Source organism: Psychrobacter sp. PSi21 (assembly GCF_054960615.1).
The window spans coordinates 15606-40263 of record NZ_JBHNYR010000013.1 but is presented as its reverse complement, the minus strand read 5'-3'; the positions used below and the strand labels follow the sequence as shown (position 1 = coordinate 40263).

General features: G+C 48.0%; 29 protein-coding genes. 20 read left to right on the top strand and 9 right to left on the bottom strand.

Annotation, left to right across the window (positions count from 1 at the left end):
• Positions 1–62: 62 nt before the first annotated feature.
• Genes ACFI32_RS10020 through ACFI32_RS10005 form a run of 4 tightly spaced genes read left to right on the top strand, consistent with a single transcriptional unit; the run spans position 63 to position 2030 of the window.
• Entirely contained in the window at positions 63–317 is a 255-nt protein-coding gene (locus ACFI32_RS10020; protein ID WP_462626451.1) for a DNA-binding protein, read from the top strand.
• Entirely contained in the window at positions 314–688 is a 375-nt protein-coding gene (locus ACFI32_RS10015; protein WP_462626450.1) for a hypothetical protein, read from the top strand. The genes ACFI32_RS10020 and ACFI32_RS10015 overlap by 4 nt, the downstream gene beginning before the upstream one ends.
• Positions 678–983 (top strand): IclR family transcriptional regulator, encoded by a 306-nt coding sequence (locus ACFI32_RS10010; protein WP_462626449.1) that lies wholly within the window; start codon positions 678–680, stop codon positions 981–983. The genes ACFI32_RS10015 and ACFI32_RS10010 overlap by 11 nt, the downstream gene beginning before the upstream one ends.
• An 18-nt stretch (positions 984–1001) precedes the next feature.
• Positions 1002–2030 carry a hypothetical protein gene (locus ACFI32_RS10005; protein ID WP_462626448.1) on the top strand — a complete coding sequence of 343 codons (1029 nt, stop codon included), beginning with the start codon at positions 1002–1004 and terminating at the stop codon, positions 2028–2030.
• 74 nt (positions 2031–2104) lie between these two features.
• Here ACFI32_RS10005 and ACFI32_RS10000 read toward each other — a convergent pair whose 3' ends face one another.
• Complete coding sequence (locus tag ACFI32_RS10000; RefSeq protein WP_462626447.1) at positions 2105–2398, bottom strand: hypothetical protein; 294 nt, start codon at positions 2396–2398, stop codon at positions 2105–2107.
• Between the two features lie 55 nt (positions 2399–2453).
• On the opposite strand from ACFI32_RS10000, the gene ACFI32_RS09995 reads away from it, so the two are divergent.
• From ACFI32_RS09995 to ACFI32_RS09950, 10 genes are all read left to right on the top strand, one after another.
• Complete coding sequence (locus tag ACFI32_RS09995) at positions 2454–4187, top strand: transposase family protein (protein ID WP_462626446.1); 1734 nt, start codon at positions 2454–2456, stop codon at positions 4185–4187.
• A 20-nt stretch (positions 4188–4207) separates the two neighbouring features.
• Complete coding sequence (locus tag ACFI32_RS09990) at positions 4208–5326, top strand: ExeA family protein (protein WP_462626445.1); 1119 nt, start codon at positions 4208–4210, stop codon at positions 5324–5326.
• Positions 5327–5335: 9 nt separating this feature from the next.
• The gene (locus tag ACFI32_RS09985; protein ID WP_462626444.1) at positions 5336–5605 is read left to right on the top strand and encodes a hypothetical protein; all 270 of its coding nucleotides are present in this window, start codon (positions 5336–5338) and stop codon (positions 5603–5605) included.
• Positions 5598–6233, top strand: coding sequence for a DUF3164 family protein (locus ACFI32_RS09980; RefSeq protein WP_462626443.1), 636 nt, complete (start codon positions 5598–5600; stop codon positions 6231–6233). Before ACFI32_RS09985 ends, ACFI32_RS09980 begins: the two co-directional genes overlap by 8 nt.
• Before the next feature lie 10 nt (positions 6234–6243).
• Positions 6244–6516, top strand: coding sequence for a hypothetical protein (locus tag ACFI32_RS09975; RefSeq protein ID WP_240365162.1), 273 nt, complete (start codon positions 6244–6246; stop codon positions 6514–6516).
• Positions 6517–6565: 49 nt separating this feature from the next.
• Positions 6566–6838, top strand: a complete 273-nt coding sequence (locus ACFI32_RS09970) for an HU family DNA-binding protein (protein ID WP_462626442.1) — start codon at positions 6566–6568, stop codon at positions 6836–6838.
• A 44-nt stretch (positions 6839–6882) separates the two neighbouring features.
• A complete protein-coding gene (locus ACFI32_RS09965; RefSeq protein ID WP_462626441.1) occupies positions 6883–7164 on the top strand; it encodes a Gp49 family protein in 282 nt (93 codons plus the stop codon).
• Between the two features lie 87 nt (positions 7165–7251).
• Positions 7252–7962 carry a DUF2786 domain-containing protein gene (locus tag ACFI32_RS09960; protein WP_462626440.1) on the top strand — a complete coding sequence of 237 codons (711 nt, stop codon included), beginning with the start codon at positions 7252–7254 and terminating at the stop codon, positions 7960–7962.
• A 10-nt stretch (positions 7963–7972) separates the two neighbouring features.
• Positions 7973–8431 carry a gp16 family protein gene (locus ACFI32_RS09955; protein ID WP_462626439.1) on the top strand — a complete coding sequence of 153 codons (459 nt, stop codon included), beginning with the start codon at positions 7973–7975 and terminating at the stop codon, positions 8429–8431.
• Between the two features lie 95 nt (positions 8432–8526).
• Entirely contained in the window at positions 8527–8895 is a 369-nt protein-coding gene (locus ACFI32_RS09950; RefSeq protein WP_462626438.1) for a Mor transcription activator family protein, read from the top strand.
• Between the two features lie 205 nt (positions 8896–9100).
• Here the strand turns inward: ACFI32_RS09950 and ACFI32_RS09945 are convergent, their stop codons facing one another.
• A complete protein-coding gene (locus ACFI32_RS09945; protein ID WP_462626521.1) occupies positions 9101–10690 on the bottom strand; it encodes an FAD-dependent oxidoreductase in 1590 nt (529 codons plus the stop codon).
• An 858-nt stretch (positions 10691–11548) separates the two neighbouring features.
• Between ACFI32_RS09945 and ACFI32_RS09940 the strand changes: the two genes are divergently transcribed.
• Complete coding sequence (locus tag ACFI32_RS09940) at positions 11549–11983, top strand: COG4315 family predicted lipoprotein (RefSeq protein ID WP_462626437.1); 435 nt, start codon at positions 11549–11551, stop codon at positions 11981–11983.
• A 147-nt stretch (positions 11984–12130) separates the two neighbouring features.
• On the opposite strand, the gene ACFI32_RS09935 is transcribed toward ACFI32_RS09940, so the two are convergent.
• On the bottom strand, positions 12131–12757 hold the full coding sequence (locus ACFI32_RS09935; RefSeq protein WP_462626436.1) for a YceI family protein: 627 nt from the start codon (positions 12755–12757) through the stop codon (positions 12131–12133).
• 425 nt (positions 12758–13182) lie between these two features.
• Between ACFI32_RS09935 and ACFI32_RS09930 the strand changes: the two genes are divergently transcribed.
• Positions 13183–13455, top strand: coding sequence for a type B 50S ribosomal protein L31 (locus ACFI32_RS09930; RefSeq protein WP_462626435.1), 273 nt, complete (start codon positions 13183–13185; stop codon positions 13453–13455).
• A gap of 175 nt (positions 13456–13630) precedes the next feature.
• Here the strand turns inward: ACFI32_RS09930 and ACFI32_RS09925 are convergent, their stop codons facing one another.
• The 4 genes from ACFI32_RS09925 to ACFI32_RS09910 form a co-directional block, all read right to left on the bottom strand.
• Positions 13631–14434 (bottom strand): SGNH/GDSL hydrolase family protein, encoded by an 804-nt coding sequence (locus tag ACFI32_RS09925; RefSeq protein WP_462626434.1) that lies wholly within the window; start codon positions 14432–14434, stop codon positions 13631–13633.
• The gene (locus ACFI32_RS09920; RefSeq protein ID WP_462626433.1) at positions 14428–15825 is read right to left on the bottom strand and encodes a nicotinate phosphoribosyltransferase; all 1398 of its coding nucleotides are present in this window, start codon (positions 15823–15825) and stop codon (positions 14428–14430) included. The genes ACFI32_RS09925 and ACFI32_RS09920 overlap by 7 nt, the downstream gene beginning before the upstream one ends.
• Before the next feature lie 155 nt (positions 15826–15980).
• Positions 15981–17063, bottom strand: coding sequence for a bifunctional nicotinamide-nucleotide adenylyltransferase/Nudix hydroxylase (locus tag ACFI32_RS09915; RefSeq protein ID WP_462626432.1), 1083 nt, complete (start codon positions 17061–17063; stop codon positions 15981–15983).
• 266 nt (positions 17064–17329) lie between these two features.
• Positions 17330–17959: a glutathione S-transferase family protein gene (locus ACFI32_RS09910; RefSeq protein WP_462626431.1), complete on the bottom strand. Its 630-nt coding sequence runs from the start codon at positions 17957–17959 to the stop codon at positions 17330–17332.
• Positions 17960–18558: 599 nt separating this feature from the next.
• Here ACFI32_RS09910 and nfuA point away from each other — a divergent pair.
• Together nfuA and ACFI32_RS09900 are read left to right on the top strand one after the other, a co-directional pair.
• Positions 18559–19221 carry a Fe-S biogenesis protein NfuA gene (nfuA, locus tag ACFI32_RS09905; protein ID WP_462626430.1) on the top strand — a complete coding sequence of 221 codons (663 nt, stop codon included), beginning with the start codon at positions 18559–18561 and terminating at the stop codon, positions 19219–19221.
• Positions 19222–19440: 219 nt separating this feature from the next.
• A complete protein-coding gene (locus ACFI32_RS09900; RefSeq protein ID WP_462626429.1) occupies positions 19441–20763 on the top strand; it encodes an O-acetylhomoserine aminocarboxypropyltransferase/cysteine synthase family protein in 1323 nt (440 codons plus the stop codon).
• A 162-nt stretch (positions 20764–20925) separates the two neighbouring features.
• Here ACFI32_RS09900 and ACFI32_RS09895 read toward each other — a convergent pair whose 3' ends face one another.
• Both ACFI32_RS09895 and rsmI read right to left on the bottom strand, forming a co-directional pair.
• The gene (locus ACFI32_RS09895; RefSeq protein ID WP_462626428.1) at positions 20926–21945 is read right to left on the bottom strand and encodes an adenosine kinase; all 1020 of its coding nucleotides are present in this window, start codon (positions 21943–21945) and stop codon (positions 20926–20928) included.
• A 61-nt stretch (positions 21946–22006) separates the two neighbouring features.
• Entirely contained in the window at positions 22007–22951 is a 945-nt protein-coding gene (rsmI, locus tag ACFI32_RS09890; RefSeq protein ID WP_462626427.1) for a 16S rRNA (cytidine(1402)-2'-O)-methyltransferase, read from the bottom strand.
• Positions 22952–23097: 146 nt separating this feature from the next.
• On the opposite strand from rsmI, the gene ACFI32_RS09885 reads away from it, so the two are divergent.
• Complete coding sequence (locus ACFI32_RS09885) at positions 23098–23559, top strand: YraN family protein (RefSeq protein ID WP_462626426.1); 462 nt, start codon at positions 23098–23100, stop codon at positions 23557–23559.
• A gap of 166 nt (positions 23560–23725) precedes the next feature.
• Positions 23726–24541, top strand: a complete 816-nt coding sequence (locus tag ACFI32_RS09880; RefSeq protein ID WP_462626425.1) for a BON domain-containing protein — start codon at positions 23726–23728, stop codon at positions 24539–24541.
• Positions 24542–24658 lie beyond the last annotated feature (117 nt).

Here is a 24658-nt window from a genome sequence, read left to right as displayed (position 1 = left end):
ATTATATATTCACGTCAAACGGTACAAGATTGTTTCATTAACTTATATAGGAATACTAGCACATGACTGATAACACCGCATCTACCAAGAGTACGCACGCCGCGCCCATCACCCCTGACCAGTTCCGCAAGTCACTTATTGACCAAGGCATCACGCATAAGCAGTGGGCTGAATCTCGCGGATACGACCCTGAGTATTGCTCTCGTGTATTGACTGGCATGGTCAAAGGTGTGCGCGGCAAAGGCCACGAAATCAAAGTCGCTATGGGACTAAAAGTCGATTTAAGCACCAGTGCTGAAGACGAGGTGACAAAGTGAAGTTACATCCATTAAACCAACCAACGGGCGCAAGCCTGCTCCATCTGAGCAATAAAGAGTTACGCCGTGAATTGGCTTATGCCGACACGATCATTGCCAACATCGAATCGATCATTATTGATGAACAAAAGGACTGCCTTGAAGCCATGAACGCTATCAATGCAGGTACTACCTCATCAGATCCTTTTAGAAGCGAATCACGTAAGCGAGTAATGCACCGCATTACCCCAAAACGCGACTACCTAAAAATCATACTGATAGCGCTGTGCGTTTTACTAGGCTTGGCGTGGTACAGCGCTCAGCAAGATCGTGATTTATTTGCCGCGCAGATAGCGCATACAGCACCGACAGGAGAGCAACATGGCCAGTAGCACCATTCGCGCCCTCCGTATCCAAAAGGTACTGGCAGGTAAGAGCTTACAGGGCATGAGCCTAAAGGACATAGCCGCCGCCATTGGTGAGGGCAATGTCAATGCCCATCGCAGTTTGCAGGACATGATAGATGAGGGCATGGTCATCCAGTTTGAGCACAGTAAATACTACGCATTATCGACTGCCTGTGTCGCCATTGCCACCGCCCACAGCTTAGAGATGAGAGCGGCGCAAGAGCGCATCGATGGTATGAGCCAGCGCGTCAATGCCCACGCCCATCAACTTTTAGATTAATAAATAAAGGACACTATCATGGACAACAACCAAATCCAAACCACCGCCGCCCAACTAGCCGATGCCGTCAGCCAACAGCAAATGGCACTGTCTGAAAAAGTAGGGGCGTTAAAGGCTTTTGAGTTTACCAAAAAACTGCTGACCGTCAGCACTATTAAAATGCTTGCTGAAATCAAGGAAACTAAAGAATACAAGGGTTTGCAAGTGATCGGGCAAGAAGGAAAACTGCTGACCGTCAGCACTTGGTCAGAATTTTGCCAAGCTATCGATAAAAGTCATCAGCACATTGATGAGGAAATCCGCAACCTATCCGCCTTTGGTGAAGACTTTTTAGAAACCTCTCAGCGCATGGGCGTCGGCTACCGTGACTTGCGTAAGCTGCGTAAGCTCCCCGACGCCGAGCGTGAGGTTATCATCAACGGCGAGTCTGTCCAAGCTGAAGACAAGGACAGCTTAATTGATCTTATCGAAGAGATGAGCGCCAAAAACCTCAAAACCAAGCAAACCATGCAGCAGCAGATTGACGCCTTATCAGCCGACGCCAAAGCCAAAGATAACGTCCTATCGACCAAAAACAAAAAAATCGACGAACTAGACGCCAAGCTTAGCTTGCGCCGTCAGCCCGACCAACAGCACAGCATCAGCCGCGAGCTTGAGGCACATATCAGTGGTGAGTTGGCGCAGTCTGTCACCAGTGTTCTAACAGCTATCAGTCAGTTTAATGCTGCCATTCTGACCCTGCGCGAGCAAGCAGATACCGATGCACCGCACCTGATGACCAAGATTGATTCTGATGTCAGCTACGCCTATAGCCGCATTGCCGAGCTTGCCGCGACCGATGGGATTGAGATTGATCTGGCGCAGATGGTCACCCCTGATTGGATGATGGACACACCATCTGTAGATATACCAGCCGCAGCACCTCAGCCTACCAGTGACCCAGCGCAAGAGGCAGCTACGTTTCAGGCGTGGCGCGAGGAGCAAGGCTATGTCAACGATGATGACTTTGAGCTGCGCGGTCAGACCCCAGATGAGCTTGACGATTAATCACAGCCAATTATTAACCATAAGGAAAACCACTATGAACAACCCAACCACCCGTGCCAATGGCAAACAGCTCCTTACTGACGATCAGTTGCATCACCTGTTAGCAGTATCAAAATCTGATGAAACTTCGCCCGAGCTTCCAAAAACTCAAGCGACTGCTCCGTTGTCAACCCCTGACACGCCCTCTGATACTCCTCCTCATCAGAGCGCAGCATCGGCACAACCTTTGCTATCACCTCAGGATGCTCTTTTAGCAGCAAAGGCAGTATCTGAACCAACAAAGTAAAGATGCCATTTGCCCAGTCGTCAACCCGATTAATCTCAGCCTTTAGCTCATTGATTTGTTTGTGTAGCTCATCGTTAGTCATACAACACTCTCCAGTTAAAGTTAAGCCATGATTATAACCCAATAAGAGCAACACTATGGATACCGCAACTCTTGACTATTTACGCACCATTGCCAAGCGCTTAGACAGTGCTAAACATGGCGAAAAGTCAGCCATCGTTGAGCTAGCAGCAGCATATTTGTGTTGCTCAAACAAACAAGTCTATCAACTGTTAAAAGATGCGGGGCTTACTACACCGCGTAAAACTCGCACGGACAAAGGCGAGTCTATCATCACCCGCGCTCAAGCCGAGCTGATCGGCGGCATGATATTGGTCGCTACCCGTGCCAATGGCAAGAAAATATTATCGGTCACTGACGCGGCTGAAATGCTAAAGGCACAAGGCAAAATCCCAGACGTGGCCGTTAGTACCATACTACGAGCGCTAAAGGCCTACCACTGCCACCCAAGCCAGTTAGCAACACCGACAGCGCACGTCACCCAGCGCAGTTTGCATCCCAATCATGTCTGGCAAATAGACGCCTCAGTCTGCGTGCTGTTTTATTTGCCAAAAGGTGGATTGGCAGTGATGGAGCAAAAGGAGTTCTATAAAAACAAACCTGCCAATGTCAAAAAGATTGAAAAAGAGCGCGTTATCCGCTACGTCGTCACCGACCACTATAGTGCCGCAACTTACGTGGAATATGTCATGGGCGCAGAGTCTAGCGAGAACCTAACGCAAGTCTTCTTAAACTCTATCCAGCGCCGCGACGCCAACGACCCCATGCACGGCGTGCCAAACATCCTAGTCATGGATAAAGGTAGCGCCAACTTATCAGGGCTGTTTCTTAACCTTTTAGACCGTTTGGGCGTTGAGCATATCGAACACGCCGCAGGCAATAGCCGTGCTAAAGGGCAAGTCGAAAAGCACAACGACATCGTTGAGTGTAAGTTTGAGAGCCGCTTGTCCTTTTTGAACATCAGATCACTGGATGAGCTAAACGCCTACTGCACTAAGTGGCGCGCGCACTTTAATGCTAATGCCGTGCACAGCCGCACTCGTCAGACGCGCAACGCCATATGGCTCACGATTACCAATCAGCAGCTGCGGTTAGCGCCGTCATTAGAGATATGCCGCGAGCTGGTCACTACTAAGCCTAAAACCGTCAAAGTGCGTGGCGACTTGACCATTACTCATACCGTAAAAGGCTATGCAAACCAAGCCTACGACCTGACGCATCTGCCTGATATCTACCCCAAAGCCGAGATCGATATCGTCGTCAACCCTTACCGCGCCCCTGATATTGATGTCACTTGGCTAGATACCGTTTACACCATTAGCCCAGTAGAGACTGACGCCGCAGGTTTTGCCATTCATGCGCCCGTCATTGGTGTACAGATGATTGCCAAGCCTGAGAGCCAAGCTGATAGCAACCGCAAAGCCATGATGAAAGCCGCTTATGGCGCGGATACCGAAAGCGAAGTCGATAAAGCCCGTAAGCAAAAACAAGCCGCTTACGTCGGTACAGTCGACGCTATGGCAGACGTTGATAATAGCTATAGCGATGGAAACGTGCCAAACGTCATTACCAAAGCTGCGCAGACCGTAGACACCAGCGTTCACGTCGCCAGCCGTGAGGTCAAGCCATACACCCATGTTGAAGCCGCCATGCAATTGCGCGGATTGCTTGGCAGCCAGTGGAAAAGTGACCATTTTGCCGACCTGCAAAAGCAATATCCACAAGGCGTACCACACAGCGCCATTAGCGAGATTGCAGACCGCATCATCATGGGCAAACCAGTTACCTATTTAAAAGCAGTTAATGAGTAGCGACCACTCAGGAGGTATCAATGCAACACGTCAAACAATTATTAAAGGACAACGGCATCAGCCAGCGCAATTTGGCCAGCCATTTAAGCGTTAGCCCTGCTGCCGTCAATCTGATTTTGAACCACGACCAATACCCAGCAGCGCCAGCCAAGAGCGTCATTGTTAACAGTATTAACCAGTTTTTAACCAATCACGGCATCAAATTTGACCATCCAAAACCAACCAATAACTTAGAGGAAGACCTTATGTTACTTCGCAAACAAACCTTAACCCAGCCAGCACGTAAGCAGTTCAAGTTATTTACCAACCCGTTCACCAGTGACATTCGCAGTGCGGATGAACTTTATCAGTCAAGCGATACCGCATACGTCCGAGCCGCCATGCACCATACCGCAAAACATGGCGGCTTCATCGCAGTCACTGGCGAGTCGGGCGCAGGAAAAACCACGTTGAAGCGCGACCTCATTGACCGTCTCAAGCGTGAGAACCAATCCATCATCACCATTGAGCCGTACGTGTTAGCCGCTGAAGACAACGATATGAAAGGCAAAACGCTAAAAGCCGCGCATATTGCCGAGGCCATCTTGCACGCGCTAAGCCCACTCGACAACCCAAAGCGCAGCCCTGAAGCCCGTTTCCGTCAAGTGCATAACTTACTACGTGAGTCGCACAAAGCAGGCAACAGCCATGTGCTGATTATTGAAGAGGCGCACAGCTTACCGATCCCGACATTGAAGCACCTCAAACGCTTTTTTGAACTAGAAGACGGTTATGACAAGCTTTTAGGAATTGTCTTAATTGGACAAAACGAATTAGCGCTCAAACTATCGGAGGAAAACCCCTCTATCCGCGAAGTCGTCCAGCGCTGTGAGATTGTCACCTTAGAGCCGATAGCCCCAAGCGAGTTATCAAGCTATTTTGCCAAGCGTTTGGGCAAGCAGTCCGAGCTTAGCGGCATCATTGATGAGTCTGGCATTGATGCCATGGTCAGTCGCCTCGTGCGTACCGATAGCAAAGGACGTGTTATGCAAAGCCTGCTATATCCGCTAGCCGTCGGCAACCTCATTACAGGCGCAATGAACATGGCAGCCGACTTAGGCGTCCCCACCGTCACCCGCGACATCATTATGAATGTATAAGGAATAAATATGCGGCATCAATTTGATTTAAACGATGAAAGCGACTGGCTGGCAATGTGTAAGCTCCTTGAACGTCAACTACTTATTAGAACCGTTGTCCGATTATCTCCCAACTTAGTAGATGAGATGACAAGGTCTGCTAATGAAATTTTAGAAGCGCACCCTGAGTCTGATAGAACAAGGCTAGCTGAGCCTATCAGATTTACGACTGAACAAGTCACTAACACTATTCTGGCTGATATTGCAGCCTCTCAAACACAGGAAGACACTAATGATTGATCAAACCACCAGTCCAATCACTACCATTGATGGCAAAGAATACATGAGCGATGACAAGGGCCGCTTAACACCTGTTGACGCCATCAAGCCTATTGACAAATTACGTGACGAAACCGTTTGCCAAGCTGCGCAAAAAGTCGTCGCTTTACATCAGACAATGAAGTCCGAAAAAGAAGCCCTGTTCGCATTGGTCTATGACTTTTTGGAACTATCCGCAGCCGAGTACGACACCAAATATGGTGGCAAAAAAGGCAACGTATCCCTGCCAAGTTTTGACGGCAGATACAAAGTCCAGATCGCCATGAGTGACAATATTGTCTTTGATGAGCGCTTGCAGATCGCCAAAAACCTCATTGACGAGTGCATTAGTGAATGGAGTGCAGGCAGCGCCACTGAAATCATGACTCTGGTAAACGACGCGTTTCAGGTTGATAAAGAAGGAAAAGTATCAACGCACCGTGTTTTAGGTTTGCGCCGCCATGATTTTGATCACCCCAAGTGGCTCAAAGCAATGGCAGCCATAGCAGACGCCAGCCAAACCGCCAGTACCACTGAGTACATTCGCATGTATGAGCGGGACGACAAAGGCAAATACGTCCAGATCCCGCTCGACTTTAGCAAAGTGTAAGGCGGCAAACATGAATAACATCCCACTGAATATGACAACTATTGATGAGCTAAAAATACAGGCCGCCCACACTGCTTATCAGCTCACTATCAGAGTTACGCCGCTCAATGAGCGCCTAGCAAAAATGAATATGAGCGTTTGGTGGGAGGGCGACACGTATTTTATCAACACCCATGGTCTGGATCAGATTGTCGGTACTGGCTTTTATTTAGACGACTATATCTTAGGCCACCTAATGGCCATGACAGATATCAAACTCAACACATTTTTAAAAGGTTTTTAACCGCCGCCAGTCGGACACTGGCAACCAACTCAACTTAAGGGTATACATTATGAACAAGCAAGAATTAATCAAAGCAATCGCTGTCGAAGCAGAACTTACGAACGAGCAAGCAGCGGCTGCATTAGATGGTTTTATAAATATCGTAGGCTATTCACTCACACAAGGTAACGAAGTGAAATTAGTAGGCTTTGGTACTTTCAAAACCTCCGAGCGCAAAGCCCGAACTGGACGCAATCCAAAGACAGGCGAGGAACTTCAAATCCCTGCTAAGACAGCGGTCACATTTAGTGCAGGCAAAACCCTAAAAGACGCTGTTAATTAATTTGGTACCTAACTTTTCACTCATCATTATAGGACATTATAAAAATGGCAAAACTAACTCCCGAACTATTAAAACGCAAAATCACAGGCGAAGCCTATCACCAGTTTGACGGCACGACAGTCACCATCTGCTGCCTAACCTTAGAGAATGGTTATAACACCATTGGTCAAAGCGCTTGTATCGACCAGTCAATGTTTGATGCTGAGGTAGGTAAAGATTTGGCTTACCAGAATGCCTTTAGCAAGCTATGGCAGCTTTACGGCTTTAATGCTAAGGAAGCACTATTCCAAGCCGTACAAGGCGCGGAACAAAACAAGCTGTCTTAAGCAATCATTAAGCCCTCTGGGTAAACACAAAGGTGGGTAACGCATTAGCGCTATCCACCTTTTTTACTTTCATAATAAGGAACCCATATGAGTCATCAAAGCAAACAACGCATCATGGATAAGATTATCCGCTGCTTAGCGCTTAGCAAATCAAGTAACGAACATGAGGCTGCCACAGCATTGCGTCAAGCTCATGCACTGATGCAAAAGCACGACATCAGCGTGAAAGATGTTGAATTAGCCGATATCAAGTTTAAAGCCTCAAACACACGCTCTGCAAAGCGTCCACCTATCTATCAAATTTCCCTTGCCAACATGATCGCCAAGCTTTTTGGTTGTCAGAATTATATGGGCAATGGTACTGGTGACCGTAGCCATCTTCGCGTGATGTGTTTTGTAGGTTTAGAGATACACAGCGACATTGCCAGCTACTCTTACGACACGCTATTTCGTCAGCTAAAACAAGCTCGCCAAGCCTATATTAAAACAGAGTTAAAACGAGTCAGACTTACCAAAAACAAAGCAGCCCGCGCGGATGCGTTTTGTCTTGGCTGGGTATCAACAGTGCACCAGTTGGTCAGAAAACTAGTGCCTTTATCGACTGACATGACACTTATAGAGCGGGCGATGCGCTCAGAGTTAGACTTAAAGTCTACAAGCGGCGTAGACCGAGTGTCCAAGAGTAAAGCCAAAACCGCAACCAATGATTTTCATAACGGCCGCATAGTAGGCAAAGACGCCCAGCTAAACCATGGCATGAACACCGACGCGCACCAAACCAAACGAATCGCCCAATAGGAGCATAACCATGTCACAGCGTACCCCAAACAAACCAAAGCTGATCCAATTCATTCACATAGCTAAGAGCCAGCTTAAGCTTGATGACGCCACTTACCGCCACATGCTCACCGAGCAAACTGGTAAGGACAGTTGTAGCAAAATGTCTAAAAGCGAACTCGTCGTCGTATTTGAGCATCTAAAATCCTTAGGCTTTAAGACCACACCTGCCAAATCAGCGGGCAAGGTCGCTCAAGCAGACGATGCCCAATCACGTAAGATACGCAGCCTATGGCTCACCCTGCGTGATTTAGGTGCAGTCCGCAATGCAAGCGAGCGTGCATTAGCCAAGTACGTCGAGCGTCAAACAGGCAAATCAGCACTACAATTTATCAGCACAGAGGATGCCAGCCGAGTCATCGAAACTCTAAAGAAGTGGCAACAGCGAGTAGAAGACACCCAATTGATGGCCAATATTGATAATAAATAATCGGTTATAAATGGCAGACCTGCCATCTTACCTACACCTTATTTTTATCAACTATAGTAAGATTCAAACAATAAGGTCAAACAATCGGAGCGATGATGTCATACCCCAAACCAAACGGCAAATTTACCTCTCTAGGCACTGCTTTCTTGCAGGACATGGTAGGCATCGGTTCTGGCATTATCGCTACCAGCGCACAGATACCGACCGAGCAAGCCCAGCAGATAGCTTATGATCTCGCTCAGTCTATGACTGCGCATTGGGGCGGCAGCATGCTCTATGTCCCCAAAACCAACCCTGAAAAGATTCTAAAACGTAATCTGGCCATTTGGAATGACTTCACAGGCAACAATCATCATCAGCTCGCTCAAAAGTATGATCTGGCAACACCAACGGTCTATCAAATCCTAGCTGACATTCAAAGCACCCTCCCTAAACCACAAAAAGACCTATTCGATAACGAGTAGGTCTTCATATTTAATCTGGCTTTCTAATTACACCTAGTGCAACCTCATTACATATCTATCCCAGTATATCCCTAGCTATCCCACCTCATCCCGTATTTATAACGCTATTCTAGTATGTTTATCTAGAGTGGTATCAATCTACATATTAGATGGGCGCTTTTTTGTGTGCGCTGTAGACGGATGGTTATCTGCCGTTATGAACAGCTTAGGCATCCGCAGGAGTGATACTGGCCAAGGTTAGCTCGCGGATACTGTGATTGACGCCTGCCATCGCAACAGGGAAACCGCGCTGCTTGGCTAGGTCCGCTGCAACAGCATTTACGATACCATTGTCAGTGTGGGCCAGATATTGCCATTCGTGAGCGTAGCGGTTTTGATCGGCAGGCAAGTTGTCCGCTAATAACCCAAGCGCGCACAGCTGCTTGACGATTTCATCAGCAGCCAGCAGGGTCGATGAGGCTTTGACATTTTCGGCGCGCGCATAGTGCTTGGCAGGGTAGAGGCTGACATCAGCCACACGCAAGGTGTCATCTTCACCAGGGATCTGCTGACCACCGTATAGAGCATTACCCACCGTATGGGCACTGTTGAAAGTCGGCACAAACGCGGCAACATAATCAATCGCTTGCTGACTGCGCGCCTGTAGCGGCGCTTTGTCCCAGCCATCGTCGATATAGTGCAGGTACTGGTCAGGCAGTTCGGGTTGGGCGCTGTCATCAGTCGAGGCTACCAAACCATCCTCAAAGAGGGTAATAAACTTGCTCATGCCATGAATCTGAAAATACCCATCAGGATACGGGGTCAGCTGCGCCATGCCCTCAGGTGTACCGCGCTCTCCGTAGATGATGATCTCAGGTATTTGTCCGCCTGCATCATTCCAGTGCGTGACATAAGAGGACTTAAACTCCACCATGCGCTTGACCTCAACACCGACCATATCATCAATCATACCTGTACGAAAGCCGCAGGCATTGATCAAGTAATCCACCTCAACATGCCCTTGGGCGCGGTCTTGTGGTTGATAGTCGATGCGCCATTTTTGGACACTATCTGAGGACTCGCCTGTGCCATCTGTCTGATGGTGACCATCAGTGACTGGTGTCACCTGCTTAACCGTGGTCTGGGTAAAGATATGGGCATTGTCATACTGTTCAAGTGCCAGTTGCGCAGACGCTGCCAAGCGAAAGATATTCCAGCCGTACTCTTGTACCATAATCAGCGGAAACTTGACCTTGTTTAAGTCCAAATGCTTGGCAACAGGAATCATCCACTCATCCATACTGTGCGGCACCGCCACTTGTTCACGTTCAGACAGTGCGATAACCTGCTCGCGGCTATAAAGCCGATAGTAGTTATCAGGCTCGCCCAGCACTTTATTGTTGTCATCTGCTGCGATCAGCTCACGATAAGCCGTTGTCAGGGTATCAAGGCGTGGCAATAAGTCTTCAGGAAACCCATCATCACGCGTGGGCACAGCAAATACGGTTGGGCGCACATCGATGGTGTAGGGGTAGAGACGCAAAATATCAATACATTGCTCAAGGAGTGCCACGCAGTCTTCATCAGGTATTTCGCGGTATAAGTTGCCACCAGCATGCAGGTGACACATTGGCGGGCCATCGATGAGCGAGGTCTTTTGTTCAAATAAATAGGTCTTGAGTCCCATCGCTGCCAAACGGATAGCGATGGTTGCGCCAGCCGTACCGCCGCCCAAAATACCCACGCGTTTTGCGGCGCTCGTATTGCCTTGGTTATTGATATCGGTGTCGTTACTGGCTTGGGGTAAAATGTTCATAGCAGAGTCAGTCATGGTTGTTATTATGTCCTTGATGTCATCATCATAGGTAAAAGAAATATCGTAATCGGTTAAGGTTGTATGGATGAAAATATAGAATATGGGTATGGGCTGTACTCAGAAAGTATCATCATCTTTATTTTAAGTGGTCGTCTTTTATAGAGGTCGTCTTTTATAGAGACTGTCTTTTATCCTGAGGCCATTTTTTAAAGTTTTTGCCATAGGTTTTGGGTAGTGCGGTTCAGATCCAAGTGGAGCTGTCCTTATCAACAAAAAACGTCAACGCATTCGGTCAAATCTGGTACGACAGCGCTACAATAGGTGCACCGCCCATAACTAGTTATTCATTAAAGTAGTGTACGAAAAATCGCCTCAAATAGCGCAGTAAAAACGTAAGCAGTTGCATACATTTTGTCACCACAGGTGGTTATCTGTGCACTACGAGTATGTTACAAATCAAAAAAAACTGTCTTAATAATCAAATGTTTACTAATAAAAAATAGTCTGTTCTTTTGCTAAAAATAACTGTGCAGTAACAACACATTTCACATATGTATTTTGTAATTTTCTCACGATTTTGTAATTTTTCACGCTGTCATTGCTGAGAGTTTTGGGGCGTATGCTATAGTAAAATCACTTGCGGTGATGCATAGCAGCTTAATGCTGTTACTCAACAACCCTTATCAGATTGGGCGTATACTGTGCGTCATGAGTGTCACGATACAGTTTTAACCGACAACCATACCAACCAAGCATACCCAAAATCAGGCCATATCTGCCGACCCGCCCTGACAGGTAGCGCGCCGCAACCACTAAAAAATGGATATCAGCTCCACTTATCATCCCAAGGAAATCATTATGAAACGTATTATCGCATTATCAGCATTGACTGGCATATTGACGGTTACTGGTTGTTCAACATTTAAAGGACTGATCGGTCAAGATGAAACAGGCATGCACGACACGCACAGCACCTATGGCGATACGGCACCTGTGGACAGCAAAAATGGCGTATTGGTTGATGCAGCCAACCACATGACCCTATACACGTATGACAAAGACACCATGAACAAATCTGAGTGTGGCTCAGTATGTATGGTTGCATGGCCTCCCTTTATGGCTCCTGCTGATGCCGAAGCGTCTGGCGAATTCGATGCGTTTAAACGTAAAGATGGTAAATATCAGTGGGCGATGAACGGTAAGCCGCTATACTTTTATGCCAATGATACCAAAGCAGGCGATATGAATGGCAACGGAAAATTTGAAGTGTGGCATGTGGTGCCAACCAAATAATCTGACCGCATTTGCTTGATAAAAAAGCAGCAACGTTATCCGTTGCTGCTTTTTTTATGATCATGTTTTATCATAATGACTGACAGTCAGAAAAACGAACCATCAGCATTTTTTTTGATCAGACCATTTGCTTAACCTGATCTGTGCTTAGTTTGCTTTTTTCTCAACCAACTCACCGTCGATTTGGATCGGTACATTGGTGGTGATGCCCTGCGCATAAGCGTCCATACCGTAGGCGGTACGATCAATGTTGCCTGTTGCACGAAAGCCAATCACAGGCTCTTTGGTTAAAGGACTCTTGGCAATCTTTTTGAGGGTCAGGTTTAGGATCATTGGTTTGGTTTGACCGAGCATGGTCAGATTACCCATGACCTTGGCCTGTTGCGGGTTGATAAAGGTGACCTGAGTGGAGTTAAACGTCGCAGTTGGATACTGCTCAACATTAAAAAACTCTTCGGTTTTTAGATGCTCATCACGTGCTTCCCATGCGGTGTCGATGCTGTCGGTATCGATAACAAAATTCATTTGTGCTTGATTAGGGTTTTTCATGTCATAAGTGATGCTGCCGTCAACATCGCTAAAGTGTCCCATTACCGTTGAAAAGCCCATGTGCTCAACTGAAAAACCCACGTGAGTATGTGAGTTATCAAGCTGCCAATGCATTGGTAGCGCGGCGCTGGCAACCGTGGTAACAGCAAGCGCTGATGAAAGTAGTAGGGTTTTGCCCATGGTGGTCACGGCGCGTTTTGTTGTTAGCATAGATAATGTGGCCATCGTTAAATTTCCTTAATATAAATAGAAAGTGTTCAATAAAAATTAAAATACTGCCTGCTATTTATAACGTATTGTCGGTAAAAAGTCAGTATTATTAATTTAATCTTAACCTAATTGTGACATTGTAAACTTAAATCATCTGTTTGATTGGGTGTTAAGCGAGCGGTTATGATCGTTATGGTAAGGTGCGTACCAGTACTTGCCAGATAAGGATCAGGTAGGGTTGCGGATAACTTGCACCAGTGACAAAAAACCGTTAGAATCGCGGTTTGATTTTCCCACTGGGGAAGGCTAAGTGAACAAAAAGGTGGTGCTTTGTGCTGGAATAAGCCAGTGACCGAGTTGCCATGTTTTGAGATGTTCTTAGTGCCTCAGTTACGTATGTGATGGGTTGCCATCCATACATCGGACCTAGAGAGTATATTATGCGTAAAGATATCCATCCTGATTACCAAGAAGTTTTATTCCATGACACCAATGCTGACGTGTATTTCTTGACGCGTTCAACGGCTAAGACTAAAGCAACTCGTGAGTATGAAGGTAAAGAATACCCATACTACCCACTTGATATCTCAAGTGCGTCACATCCGTTCTACACAGGCGAGCAACGTAAAACGTCTACCGAAGGCCGTGTTGCTAGCTTCAACAAGCGCTTTGGCGCATTTGGTGGTCGTAACAAGAAAAAATCTGGCGAATAAGCAAGATTGTTCTTTGAGATCACCGTTTGCTGTATTAGCAGCTTGATGATTGCATATTGATAATCAAACTGCGCGATATAGCAAGTCAAAAAAACCGCTGATGTTTCAGCGGTTTTTTTTCGTTTGTATGATAACTGGATGGCTATGTCTGCATGGCCTGCATGGCCTGCATGCGCTATATCAGTTCTGCAATCGTCTGTGCCAGTTGCTCCGCCCACTGCTGGTAGGTGAGGCTGCTTGGGTGAAAGCCGTCACTGGCAAATATCATGGCAGGGTTGCTACTGTGGGTGGCCGCCAGTTCTAAAAAATCAACGGGTATATGATACACACCGTTATGCTGCGCGCAAATGGCTTGTAGGTCTTGATCCATGCGCTGCGCTTTGGCACCGATAAAACCATTGAGCGGCGCGGGTATGGCAGGCATTTTTGCCATTGGTGGTAAGCTTGGAAAAATCAATACCTGTACGCCAAACTTGCGCTGGGCAATGGCAATGATTTGCTCAAGTTGCTGCTGCCACCGTACCCGCGCGACGTTTTTGGTGGTGTCATTAACGCCAACACTGACCACCATGACATCAACAGGCTGCGGTGGTACTGGCAGCACATAGAGACGACGTAAAATATCAAAGCTGGTATGCCCTGTGGTGGCTTGTAATAACCAGCTTAGTGTTGCAAATCGTGCCTCTATTGTTGGCTGCTGCTGTAATGCAGGAATCAGCTGGCCTGTCAGTGCGGCCTGCTGGGTGTCACTACCGACCCCAGCCGCTGCCGAGTCACCGACGACCATTAGCGTCAGAGTCTGCTGACGCTGACTGGTGTTTATATCCGCCTTGGGTATCAAATCAACTTGCCCGAAACGTTCGCCTACAGGCTCTGGCAGTCGAACGGTGTCACGTTTGATCTTACGGCCTTGATACAGGTATATCGGCGCAAACAGCACATCTCTTGCCACTGAGGTCAGTTTGGTGGTGTCTACCATCCGGCACGCTCTCTAATAGTCGTCAGGCTATCTTCAATGAGTAATTGACCATCGACATACACATCACGCAGTAAGTTGTCATCACTGCTATTAAGGGCGTCTTCTTTGATGGTTTTGGGTTGACCGCTCTCGTCTTTGACAAGGGCCAAGCGGCCTTTTTTAGAGCGTTTAGAGCGGCTGGTTACAGGGTCTTTATAGATGTCTTTCCATGTGCCGTTGATACAGATGGCGCTGGCTTTCATCGCCCAACTCATGGTGTCGCGATTGACTTGCTGCAAGAGACCACCGCCCATGCCAAAGGTGATATTTTCGGCGCTAAAGCCTGCTTGTAGCACCACATCAATAATGTTGCTCAAGCTTTGTGCGCTGATACCGTCGCCTTGAATAATACGCACGTAATCGGGCAGCACTTTATAGCCTTTACTATTAACGGTAGTACCGAACTTCACTGCCAAGCGCTCCAATGCTTCACGCACTACTTTGGTCGGCTCGCCACTGTCAGGTCTGATGACCAAGGTACCGCCCATATTTGTGACGTCATCTTTTAAGGCATCGCCCCAAATATTATCAATGGCATTCCACAAGTCATAGCTGTCAGACACCACCGAAAACGCTTTGCCTTCGCCGCCAAATTGCTCAATCATATTGGCAAATGCCGCCGTTTCGCTATCGCGTCCCCATGCGGTCATGGTGCTGTGCTCGGCTGCTGGAATAGAAAAGGCAGGCATGTCTTCAGTCATCTGGTACCAGCGACTGGCAGCCACCAACGCGGTCATGGAGTCAGTACCAGCAAAGTTGACCAAGTGCGCCAAGCTACCAAGCGCTACGGTCTCCATACTTGATGCGCCGCGCGCGCCAAAGTCATGCAAACGAAATGGTAGGGACTCTGTGTTGTCTGCTGATTTTTCTAAGGCTTGGCGGATGATGCCTTTGCAGTAGCGAGAGACGCTAGCGACGGTTGATGGATACCAAACGGCACGCAGTAGGGCGGTTTCGATATAGCTGGACAGCCAGTAAAACCCAGGGTCGGTATTGACGACCTGACAGACGACATTGGATACAGGGACGATGCTACCTTCGGGGACAGCTTGGATGCGCAGGGGCAGATAGCCGCCATGTTTGTCTACCAAGTGCTCCCAGCCTTCTCGGTTAAAGGTCAGGCCGTGGGCGGTGATGATGGCTTCGGCCTCATCGATATGTTGGTGTGTGATGGGGGTGCTAAGATACTCTTTGATAAAGGCTTGTAGACCAAAGAACACCACATCATAGTCGCCTTTACGCGCCTCTATGTAGCTCGACATATACTCACTGCCACTTGGGTATTGCACCCAGTGAGAGGTTTTATAGCTGTCGCTGTTTAATATTAAATTATTGAAATTGCTGGTGTACATCACAGAACTCCTCTGCTTTGATGTGCCGCGGCTGCTTTGATAACAGCATCGCTGCGGCGGTGAACCATTGCCGTCTATCGGCGTTGGCGTGAAACGGATACCGTCTATTATGACGATATTTGGTGTTAAAACAGTGTACTTTAGTGACTAAAAAACTACAGCCCAACCATCTTGGTGATAATCGCATAGTGATCTTCAAACATCATCTCAGCGTCTAGCTCAGCGAGCGGCAGCCAGAAGGCTTGCGCGGCATCGTCGCCGCCTTTTACTTTTGGCAACCCTTTGGGATCATTTTTGAGCTGAAAGTAAAACGCTTGGGTAATCGTGCGTCCACGCGCTGAGCGATACGGATCATCAAAGGTGTGCTGGCTGTGGCAAGAGCCGCGCAATACAGGCTCTGGCACTTTGAGGCGCGTCTCTTCACGCAGCTCACGGATACAAGCATCAAAGAGGGTTTCTTTTGGATTCAAAAACCCGCCTGGCAGTGCCCATAGTCCGCGTCCTGGCATACTGCGGCGCTCAACCAATAAAATGTGCCCTGACTGCACCACTAACGCATCGGCGGTCATAAAGGTTGGCGCATAAGGCGCAGATGCCCATTGTCTTTTGTATTTATCAATAAAGTCGGCTTCTTCGTGTAGTCGTTGATACTCGTCCGTTTTTTTGAAGTTATCAAGGACATGACGGGTGGACTCAGGCGTACGCTCAGGCGTTGGTGTCGCCCCCATTAAGTAGCTGTCACGAATAGGGGTAGCGGACAAGTTATGATAATTGGGCACGGAGACTGATGCCCAGTTGGGAAACAGCGATAAATAGTACGATGAGCTGTCTTTAGAATGTCCAATCAGACCAATATCCGCGTGCAGATCGCCCGTCACTGATTTGACGCCTGCTTGCACGTATTGTAACCAGCGCGTGTCATTGTAAAGCGCGTCGTCTAGCCCAACGCAGTGAATCCGTGCAGCGTCTTCTGCGGAGTAAGCGCCTTTAATCATCGCCGAGCGCTCAGCGACGCTAAAGGGGTTGCGTAAGCTGCGTGGTAGGTTGGCAGAGCCGATCAGCATGATGACGTCATCCGAGCGCTTGAGTGCTTCATCAATGACTGCTTTGTGGCCGCGATGAAACGGCTGAAAACGGCCGATAAAGACCAGATAACGATAGTGTTTGTTATCTTGCTGCTCGGCAGGTTGTTTATTCGCTTCTGGTTGGCCTGTGTATTGCGCTGCTGATTCACTCATAGACGTCCATTTCCTACGACTTTTTTTACGATTAAAAATTAATGACGCTCATACTGACACAGCCTGTGACTTCCTGACAAGTGTAAAGATGTTTTACGCGCTATAATTTTGAGCGTGCTTCAAACACAGTAATAACGAAAGCCTCTCTACATGTTTAGGGCGTGTCCCTACTTCAATCGTTTATCACTATTTTTAAAATAGGGACACGCCCTAGAGAAGTCGGCATACAAAAACGACAAAACGACAATAGATATGACTAACAACGCTTAAAGCGACTCAATCTTGCTGATACCTTCTTGGCGTATCACTTCAGTCACGCCAGCATCGGACTCGATGCGACTAATGAAGGCATTAAAGTTCTGATAATCAGAGAGGTCTAACTCCATTTTTTTCGCCCAAGTGAGTATGACATAAAGATAGATATCGGCTGTGGTTTTAGTGCCTGTCAGATAGTCCTGTATGCCAAGCTGCTTATTGGGATACTCAAGCAGGCTAACGATTTTTTTCTTGGCAGTTTCTTTTAATTCTGCTTGCGCCGCGTCGTCGGTAACAAAGCCATCAGGGCCAAACAGCGGTGCAAAGCTTTTATGAACGTCTGAGTTGATAAAAGCCAACCATTGCATGATTTCTGCACGCTGCGCAGGCGAGTTAGCAGAACCAAAAATATTGGCGTCAGGATACTTAGCATCAATATAGGTCTGTACGGCAAGATTCTGCGTGACGATGGTATCGCCGTCTACGATGGCAGGTACTGAGCCCTGCGGATTAATGCGTAAATACGCTTCTGATTTGACAGAGTCGTGATCTAGTACTTCCAATTCATAATCTGCGTTTGTCCACTCAAGCGCCACATGTGGAACCACTGAGCACGCGCCCGGCATGATATATAACTTCATAATCTATTCCTTTTTATCTATTATTTTGGATCTGTCTTTTTACTAAATTGAGTCTAAACAACCAAGCTGTGCCACTCGGTTATGTTATGTGAGTTTAGTTTTAATAGATGTAGCCTTGTCTGGCGGCTACCTTTCTCATTTTTATTACCATTTTTAAAATAGGAAAACGCCCTAGCCAATCGCCACTACTTTTTTATCCTTGATAAATGGCTTGGCAGGCTTAATATAAGCAGCAATGGCTTGAGTGATGAGCCTCTTTTACGTGGTACGCTTGGTGATACATGGGATCGGTGCTTTTGATTTTATTATGCGTTGTTTTATTATTAAAAAAATCAATCACAACCATTAGTCGCACTCGTCCTCCAATCCATAGTAGCGCGGTCGGAATTGATGCTTAGTTCAGGTATAATAGCGGGTATAAACGGCTTAACAACGCTACTTATGGCAGCCAACGTCATACAATAATAAACCTGACTCACTGATAGCCTGCCAATCTTGTCAAAACTGTAAACAAAACTGTAGACATTGTCAGCCTCCACATTCACGACACAATAGCCATCATAGATATTGCGCTTGTGTCACAACGCATAGGAAATATTATGACTGAGCAAAACCAAGCTGCTGACTATGAGTCAGCATTAGATACTGAGCAAGCCGAAGCAAAAAGCAATATCACCATCACTGAGTCGGCACAAGGCTATCTGGCTGAGCTGCTCTCAAAGCAAGATACTGATGGTATTGGTGTGCGTATCTTTGTTGAGCACCCTGGTACGCCGCGTGCTGAGTGCTGTATGGCTTATAACCAGCCGGGTGAAGAAGACAGTGCTGATCTGCGTTTCACTTACGATGACTTTTCGGCCTTTATCGAAGCGGCATCGGTGCCTTATCTAGAAGATGCAGTGATTGATTATAATAAAGACCGTTTCGGTGGTCAGCTGACCTTCCGCGCGCCCAACTCTAAGGTGCCCAAAGTCGGTGCGGATGCGAGCGTTGAGGAGCGTATCAACTACGTCTTGCAGTCAGAGATCAACCCAGGCCTTGCCGCGCACGGCGGTGATGTCCAACTGCTTGAGCTGATTGAAGAAGAAGGCATTGGCCTGACTGCGGTGCTCAAATTCGGCGGCGGTTGCCAAGGCTGTTCAGCGGTAGACATGACGCTGCGTCAAGGTGTCGAAGTACAACTTAAGCAGCAAATCCCTGAGCTGACCCAAGTCGTTGATGATACCGACCACACGCGCACCGAAAACGCGTACTACAAATAAGCCCTTATTGGCCGCTTATGAATATCATTCATTAGGCGCTCAACAATAGATGGTTTTATTCATAAAAAAGCTGAGTTATGATGAACTCAGCTTTTTTTATGGGTGTCTGATAGCAGATACTGATAATACAGGTGGGTCGACCGTTTTTAATAAGCCGATTTTACCTCTTATTTTAATAAGTAACTATTAAGTAACTACAATATCATACAGGAGTAGACCATGAGTGATGGAGCAGCAAATAACTCCGAGCAGGCGCAGCGTTTAGAGACCTTGGCGATTCACGCAGGCTACAGCGTGGAGCCGACCACCAAAGCGGTTGCCGTACCGATTTATCACACCAGCTCGTATGCGTTTGATAATACCCAGCACGGTGCGGATCTGTTTGATCTAAAAGTGGCGGGTAATATCTATACGCGTATTATGAACCCGACCAATGCGGTGCTAGAGGAGCGCGTCGCGGCGCTCGAAGGTGGTATCGGCGCGCTAGCCGTCGCCTCTGGTATGGCGGCCATCACTTATGCAGTGCAGACTATTTGCGAAGCGGGCGATAACATCGTTGCGGTCTCAACGCTATATGGCGGCACTTATAATTTGTTTGCTCATGCGTTGCCGCGCCAAGGGATTGAGGTACGATTTTTTGACCACAAAAACCCAGAAGCGATTCGTGATTTGATCGATGACAAAACCAAAATGGTCTTTGCCGAGAGTATCGGTAATCCACTGGGTAACATCGTTGATATCCAAGCATTAAGCGATATTGCTCATGAGCAGGGCGTGCCCGTAGTCATTGACAATACAGTAGCAACGCCTGCGCTATGCCGTCCGTTTGAGTTTGGCGCAGACATTGTGGTGCACTCGTTGACCAAATACATGAGCGGTACGGGCACATCCATTGGCGGTGCGATTATCGATAGTGGTCAGTTTGCGTGGGGAGATCATCCTGAGCGCTTTCCATTATTGAACACACCAGATGCCAGCTATCATGGGGTTAATTTTGTTAAAGACGTGGGGCAGGCAGCCTTTATTGCTCGTGCTCGCGTCGCACCATTACGCAATACTGGCGCGGCGCTTAGCCCACTCAATGCGTTTGGTATTTTGCAAGGTATGGAGACACTCAGCCTACGCATGGAGCGTCATGTACAAAACGCGCAGGCGGTCGCCGAATATCTGCGTGGACATGACAAAGTCGCTTGGGTGAAGTATGCCGGTTTATCTGACCATCCCGAGCACGCGCTTGCCCAAAAGTATATGAAAGGCACACCGTCTGCGATTTTAACCTTTGGTGTTCGTAGTAGTGATGAGGGCGGTGGTAGTGAGGCAGGTGCGCGTTTTATCGATGCGCTACAGCTGATTACGCGCTTGGTGAATATTGGTGACGCCAAATCACTGGCCTGTCACCCAGCCTCAACGACCCATCGTCAGTTAAATGGGCAAGAGCTTGAGCAGGCAGGGGTAAGTGAAGATATGGTCAGATTGTCGATTGGTATCGAGCATATTGAAGATATAAAAGCTGATTTGGCGCAAGCGCTAGCAGCAGCATAATATAAAATATGTCTGCCTGCTAAGCTGAAAAAATAAAACCATTTTGTAAGCTCTGTCATAGAGCCTATTAGTAAAAAGCCCATATCAAGTCGATATGGGCTTTTTGTTTGGCAGCAATGTAACAATGTAGCCATCAGATAATCTTCGCGATGAGGACGCGCCCTAGGCAGATAGGACACGCTGAGCGATATCTTGATAAACTTTAGAGGCAAGACGCGGGCCAAACTGCTGAATCACTTGCGCCGCCACTTCGCTGGCAAGACGACCACATTCAGGCAGCGCGTGATGCTGAGATAAGGCATACAAGAAGGCACCTGCGTAGTTGTCCCCTGCGCCATTGGTATCGATGACATCAGCCACGGCTGGGGTGGCAATCTCATAAATGGCGATCTCGCTATCGTCATCTGCTTTATGGGCGATGATGGCACCATTGGCGCCATCGGTCACCACCGCAGTCTGACTGTGGTCGAGTAAGGCGCGCGCTGCTGCTTTTAGCTGCTTTTTATCGGTAAACAAACGCGCTTCTTCGCTGTTGCAAAAGATGACCGCCACTTTATTGCCCAGCATATTGAGCAAGCCGTCTTTGGCAAATTTGACCACCGCAGGATCGGCAAAGCTGACAGCGATTTTGGTATTGTGCAAGCCCGCTTGTTGGCGCAGTTGGGTCATGGCAGGTTGAATGCTTTCAGACATCGCCAAATAGCCTTCCAGATATAGCCAGTCAGACTGCATTAAGGCATCAAAATCAATATTTTCTGCGGCGATCTCGCTTGAGGTACCAAGATAGGTCTGCATGGTGCGCTCACCATCATCAGTGACCACCACCACACAAGATCCAGTAACGCCGCCTGTCTGCACAGATTGCGGGGCGGTTGCCACGCCTGCGTTATTCAAATCTTGAAGATAAAACTGGCCTTGCGCGTCATCACCCACGCGGCAGGCATAAAAGGGCTTACCGCCCAAACTGGCAAACGCAAACATCGAGTTGGCTGCTGAGCCGCCGCCCGCTTGTTTTGACGGTGCAATCTCTGCCAGCTGAAAATATGCCAGTAGCTGCTGCTGCTCTTCAATCGTTGCCAAGGTCATGTTGCCACGGGTCAACTCGGTTTCAGCAAGCGCTTTATCACTGAGCACATATTCATGATCCACCAAGGCATTACCTATTGCCATCACATCGTACATTGTCTCTCTCCCACTTTTTCAGTAATCAAAATCATATCAATAAAACGATCAAATCGCAGCCTTAGGCTTGTAGCGTGAGCAGCCGCTGATAGAGGGCGTTTTTTTTCACCCCTGTTAAATCAGCAGCCAAGGTGGCCGCTTTCTTAACCGACAAGTCCAGCAACAAGCGCTGCAATAGCTCGTCATGGACGCTGATGTCGTCGTCCTCTTGTCCTGCACTGTTACCTGCAACCACCACCACGATCTCGCCGCGTTGCTGATTGTCATCGGCTTTGACAAACTCGACCAAATCGCCAAGCGTACTTTTATGAACCGTCTCAAAGGTTTTGGTCAGCTCACGACAAAACGTCACTTCGCGCTCGTCCCCAAATATCGTTGCCATGTCTGCTAAGCTTGCAATGATGCGGTGCGGTGCTTCATAAAATATCAGCGTTTCGGCACGCTCTCTTAAGGCGCTGAGTTGCTTTTGGCGACCATGCGTTTTGGCAGGCAAAAACCCAATAAAGCTGAATCGATCTGAGGGCAGACCTGCCACCGACAATGCACCAATCGCAGCGGACGCACCAATGATGGGTGATACGGTCACGCCTGCGTCATGCGCTGCTTGCACCAATTGATAACCGGGATCACTGACCAGTGGTGTGCCTGCATCACTGATCAAGGCAACCGAATGGCCTTGCTGGATCATCTCGATAATTTTGGGTGTTTGAATGGCGCTATTGTGTTCATGATAGGCCCACAGCTTATGATGACCACGGCTTTTTTGCTCGCCCTGATTATTTGCCTGTCCATCGTTGGTCGCTTTGCCATCACTGTCCTTGTTGTCGCCCGCTCTGGTATCGATACCAAAGTGTGCCAGCAATTTGCCTGAGGTGCGCGTGTCCTCACAGGCAATGATAGCGACCTGCTTTAGGGTATCAATGGCGCGCGGCGTCATGTCGCTTAAGTTGCCAATCGGCGTGGCAACGATATACAGGCACGCTGGCATGGTGGTAGGGGTAGACATGAAAACCTCTTTGGCATATTGAGCATGATAAATCAAAAAACGCAAAAAAATCCCACCAACAGACAGGATAATAACGCTTAAAAGTGGTTAGTTTAGCATGTTGTGCTATGATAATTTACAAATGTTAAAGACAAGTCTTCTGTACCATGTCCACGCCGCATCAACGCCGTCCATTGCTATTAAACGCACCAAAACAGCGCCAAGGTCAGCACTTTGAGACGCAGGCGCTGAGCTTTTTACAGCAGCAAGGTTTGACGCTGATTGCGCAAAACTGGCAGCAGCCAAAAATCGGTGAAATTGATCTGATTATGATTGAGCAGGGGTCAGCGTGGCCAATTTTGGTGTTTGTGGAGGTGCGCCAGCGCGCTCGCTCACAATTTGGTGACGCATCAATGAGCGTTACCAAAGCCAAACAGCGCAAACTGATCAAAGCGGCACGTTATTTTTTGCAGCAGCACCCGCAATATGCCGATTATGAGTGCCGTTTTGACGTGGTCACCTATGATGGTACGCATCAAAGTGACCATGCCAATTATTTGCCGCAATATGCGCCGAATATGCCAGCGGTCACATGGATACAAGGCGCGTTTATGGCCAATGCATGGTAGTGGCAACACAAAGAAAAGTCAGCAGCGGCTTTAGATTGCTGGACGTATTACAACAAGTTACCGTTACTAAAAACCTAACCGTTGGTAGCAAAAATTCAGTAAAGTAGCGAACGAAACGGTAACATCATCATTTAACGACAATTTTTATGGCTTTATGGGGTAGATCATGACAAGGTTGCACACGCTTACCACGCTTTTAAGACCAACTTTTGGCTGGCCGCGCCGCATGGTGATGGGGTCGATGGTGGTGGCCAGCATCGTTAGCACTGGATGTACCACCAATTACCTGACCAACAGCACGCAAGGAACGTATGGTGTACCTGTCACAGAGCGTACCATCCCCCAGCGCTTGCTTGATAGCAGCATTGAGCATACCGTCAAGGTCAACGCCTACAGTCTACAAGAAAACTTACAGGCCAATAGCCGTATCAGTATCGACAGCTTCTATAGTGAAGTGCTGCTTAGTGGTGAAGTGCCTACTGAAGCCATTAAGACCGAAATTGAGCAAATGGTCAGCTCCATGCCAGATGTACGCCGCGTCTATAACGAGCTCAATGTCAGCGTGGCGCGTGGTTATAGCGCCACCGTTCATGATGGTTACATCACCTCAAAGTTGATGGCAAAAGTAGCCACCAGCGATGGCGTCAAAGCCTCACAGGTCAAAGTCGTGACTGATGATGGCGTGGTCTATGTCATGGGACGCTTGACCCCGACGCAGCAGAACTATTTAATTGATATTGCCAATACCACCGTGGGTGTGACGGAACTGGTGCTACTGACCACATTGGTTAATGACAGAGGCGAGCCTGTTGATGATGATGACATTATGCAAGAAGGCCAAGTGGCAGCCGCGCCCAGTGCGTCTACTGTCGCCGCACCTGTGGTGAGAAGTGGCAATAGCGGCCCTGTGATCGTCATTGATGAGGCACCAGCGAGCCAAGGCACGACCAGCGGCTATATCGAGCGTTATCAAAACCAGTAGTCGTCGACGGCAGCCATGAGTGCTGCCGCGTCAGTAGGCGCAAGGCGCACTCACAAGAATGCTAAACAGACATAACAGGAAAAACACGGCAAATCCGCACGTAGTCGGTACACTATG

Excerpts from the sequence above, each read along its gene's own strand:
- ACFI32_RS09940 (WP_462626437.1), top strand. The coding sequence starts at position 11,549 with ATGAAACGTATTATCGCATTATCAGCATTGACTGGCATATTGACGGTT.
- rsmI (WP_462626427.1), bottom strand. The coding sequence starts at position 22,951 with ATGTCTACCCCTACCACCATGCCAGCGTGCCTGTATATCGTTGCCACG.
- ACFI32_RS09885 (WP_462626426.1), top strand. The coding sequence starts at position 23,098 with ATGTCCACGCCGCATCAACGCCGTCCATTGCTATTAAACGCACCAAAA.
- ACFI32_RS09935 (WP_462626436.1), bottom strand. The coding sequence starts at position 12,757 with ATGGCCACATTATCTATGCTAACAACAAAACGCGCCGTGACCACCATG.
- ACFI32_RS09965 (WP_462626441.1), top strand. The coding sequence starts at position 6,883 with ATGGCAAAACTAACTCCCGAACTATTAAAACGCAAAATCACAGGCGAA.
- ACFI32_RS09995 (WP_462626446.1), top strand. The coding sequence starts at position 2,454 with ATGGATACCGCAACTCTTGACTATTTACGCACCATTGCCAAGCGCTTA.
- ACFI32_RS09960 (WP_462626440.1), top strand. The coding sequence starts at position 7,252 with ATGAGTCATCAAAGCAAACAACGCATCATGGATAAGATTATCCGCTGC.
- ACFI32_RS09930 (WP_462626435.1), top strand. The coding sequence starts at position 13,183 with ATGCGTAAAGATATCCATCCTGATTACCAAGAAGTTTTATTCCATGAC.
- ACFI32_RS10010 (WP_462626449.1), top strand. The coding sequence starts at position 678 with ATGGCCAGTAGCACCATTCGCGCCCTCCGTATCCAAAAGGTACTGGCA.
- ACFI32_RS09880 (WP_462626425.1), top strand. The coding sequence starts at position 23,726 with ATGACAAGGTTGCACACGCTTACCACGCTTTTAAGACCAACTTTTGGC.
- ACFI32_RS09950 (WP_462626438.1), top strand. The coding sequence starts at position 8,527 with ATGTCATACCCCAAACCAAACGGCAAATTTACCTCTCTAGGCACTGCT.
- ACFI32_RS09900 (WP_462626429.1), top strand. The coding sequence starts at position 19,441 with ATGAGTGATGGAGCAGCAAATAACTCCGAGCAGGCGCAGCGTTTAGAG.
- ACFI32_RS09915 (WP_462626432.1), bottom strand. The coding sequence starts at position 17,063 with ATGAGTGAATCAGCAGCGCAATACACAGGCCAACCAGAAGCGAATAAA.
- ACFI32_RS09925 (WP_462626434.1), bottom strand. The coding sequence starts at position 14,434 with ATGGTAGACACCACCAAACTGACCTCAGTGGCAAGAGATGTGCTGTTT.
- ACFI32_RS10000 (WP_462626447.1), bottom strand. The coding sequence starts at position 2,398 with ATGACTAACGATGAGCTACACAAACAAATCAATGAGCTAAAGGCTGAG.
- ACFI32_RS09980 (WP_462626443.1), top strand. The coding sequence starts at position 5,598 with ATGATTGATCAAACCACCAGTCCAATCACTACCATTGATGGCAAAGAA.
- ACFI32_RS09970 (WP_462626442.1), top strand. The coding sequence starts at position 6,566 with ATGAACAAGCAAGAATTAATCAAAGCAATCGCTGTCGAAGCAGAACTT.
- nfuA (WP_462626430.1), top strand. The coding sequence starts at position 18,559 with ATGACTGAGCAAAACCAAGCTGCTGACTATGAGTCAGCATTAGATACT.
- ACFI32_RS09975 (WP_240365162.1), top strand. The coding sequence starts at position 6,244 with ATGAATAACATCCCACTGAATATGACAACTATTGATGAGCTAAAAATA.
- ACFI32_RS09985 (WP_462626444.1), top strand. The coding sequence starts at position 5,336 with ATGCGGCATCAATTTGATTTAAACGATGAAAGCGACTGGCTGGCAATG.
- ACFI32_RS10020 (WP_462626451.1), top strand. The coding sequence starts at position 63 with ATGACTGATAACACCGCATCTACCAAGAGTACGCACGCCGCGCCCATC.
- ACFI32_RS09945 (WP_462626521.1), bottom strand. The coding sequence starts at position 10,690 with ATGAACATTTTACCCCAAGCCAGTAACGACACCGATATCAATAACCAA.
- ACFI32_RS09910 (WP_462626431.1), bottom strand. The coding sequence starts at position 17,959 with ATGAAGTTATATATCATGCCGGGCGCGTGCTCAGTGGTTCCACATGTG.
- ACFI32_RS09990 (WP_462626445.1), top strand. The coding sequence starts at position 4,208 with ATGCAACACGTCAAACAATTATTAAAGGACAACGGCATCAGCCAGCGC.
- ACFI32_RS09955 (WP_462626439.1), top strand. The coding sequence starts at position 7,973 with ATGTCACAGCGTACCCCAAACAAACCAAAGCTGATCCAATTCATTCAC.
- ACFI32_RS09920 (WP_462626433.1), bottom strand. The coding sequence starts at position 15,825 with ATGTACACCAGCAATTTCAATAATTTAATATTAAACAGCGACAGCTAT.
- ACFI32_RS10005 (WP_462626448.1), top strand. The coding sequence starts at position 1,002 with ATGGACAACAACCAAATCCAAACCACCGCCGCCCAACTAGCCGATGCC.
- ACFI32_RS09895 (WP_462626428.1), bottom strand. The coding sequence starts at position 21,945 with ATGTACGATGTGATGGCAATAGGTAATGCCTTGGTGGATCATGAATAT.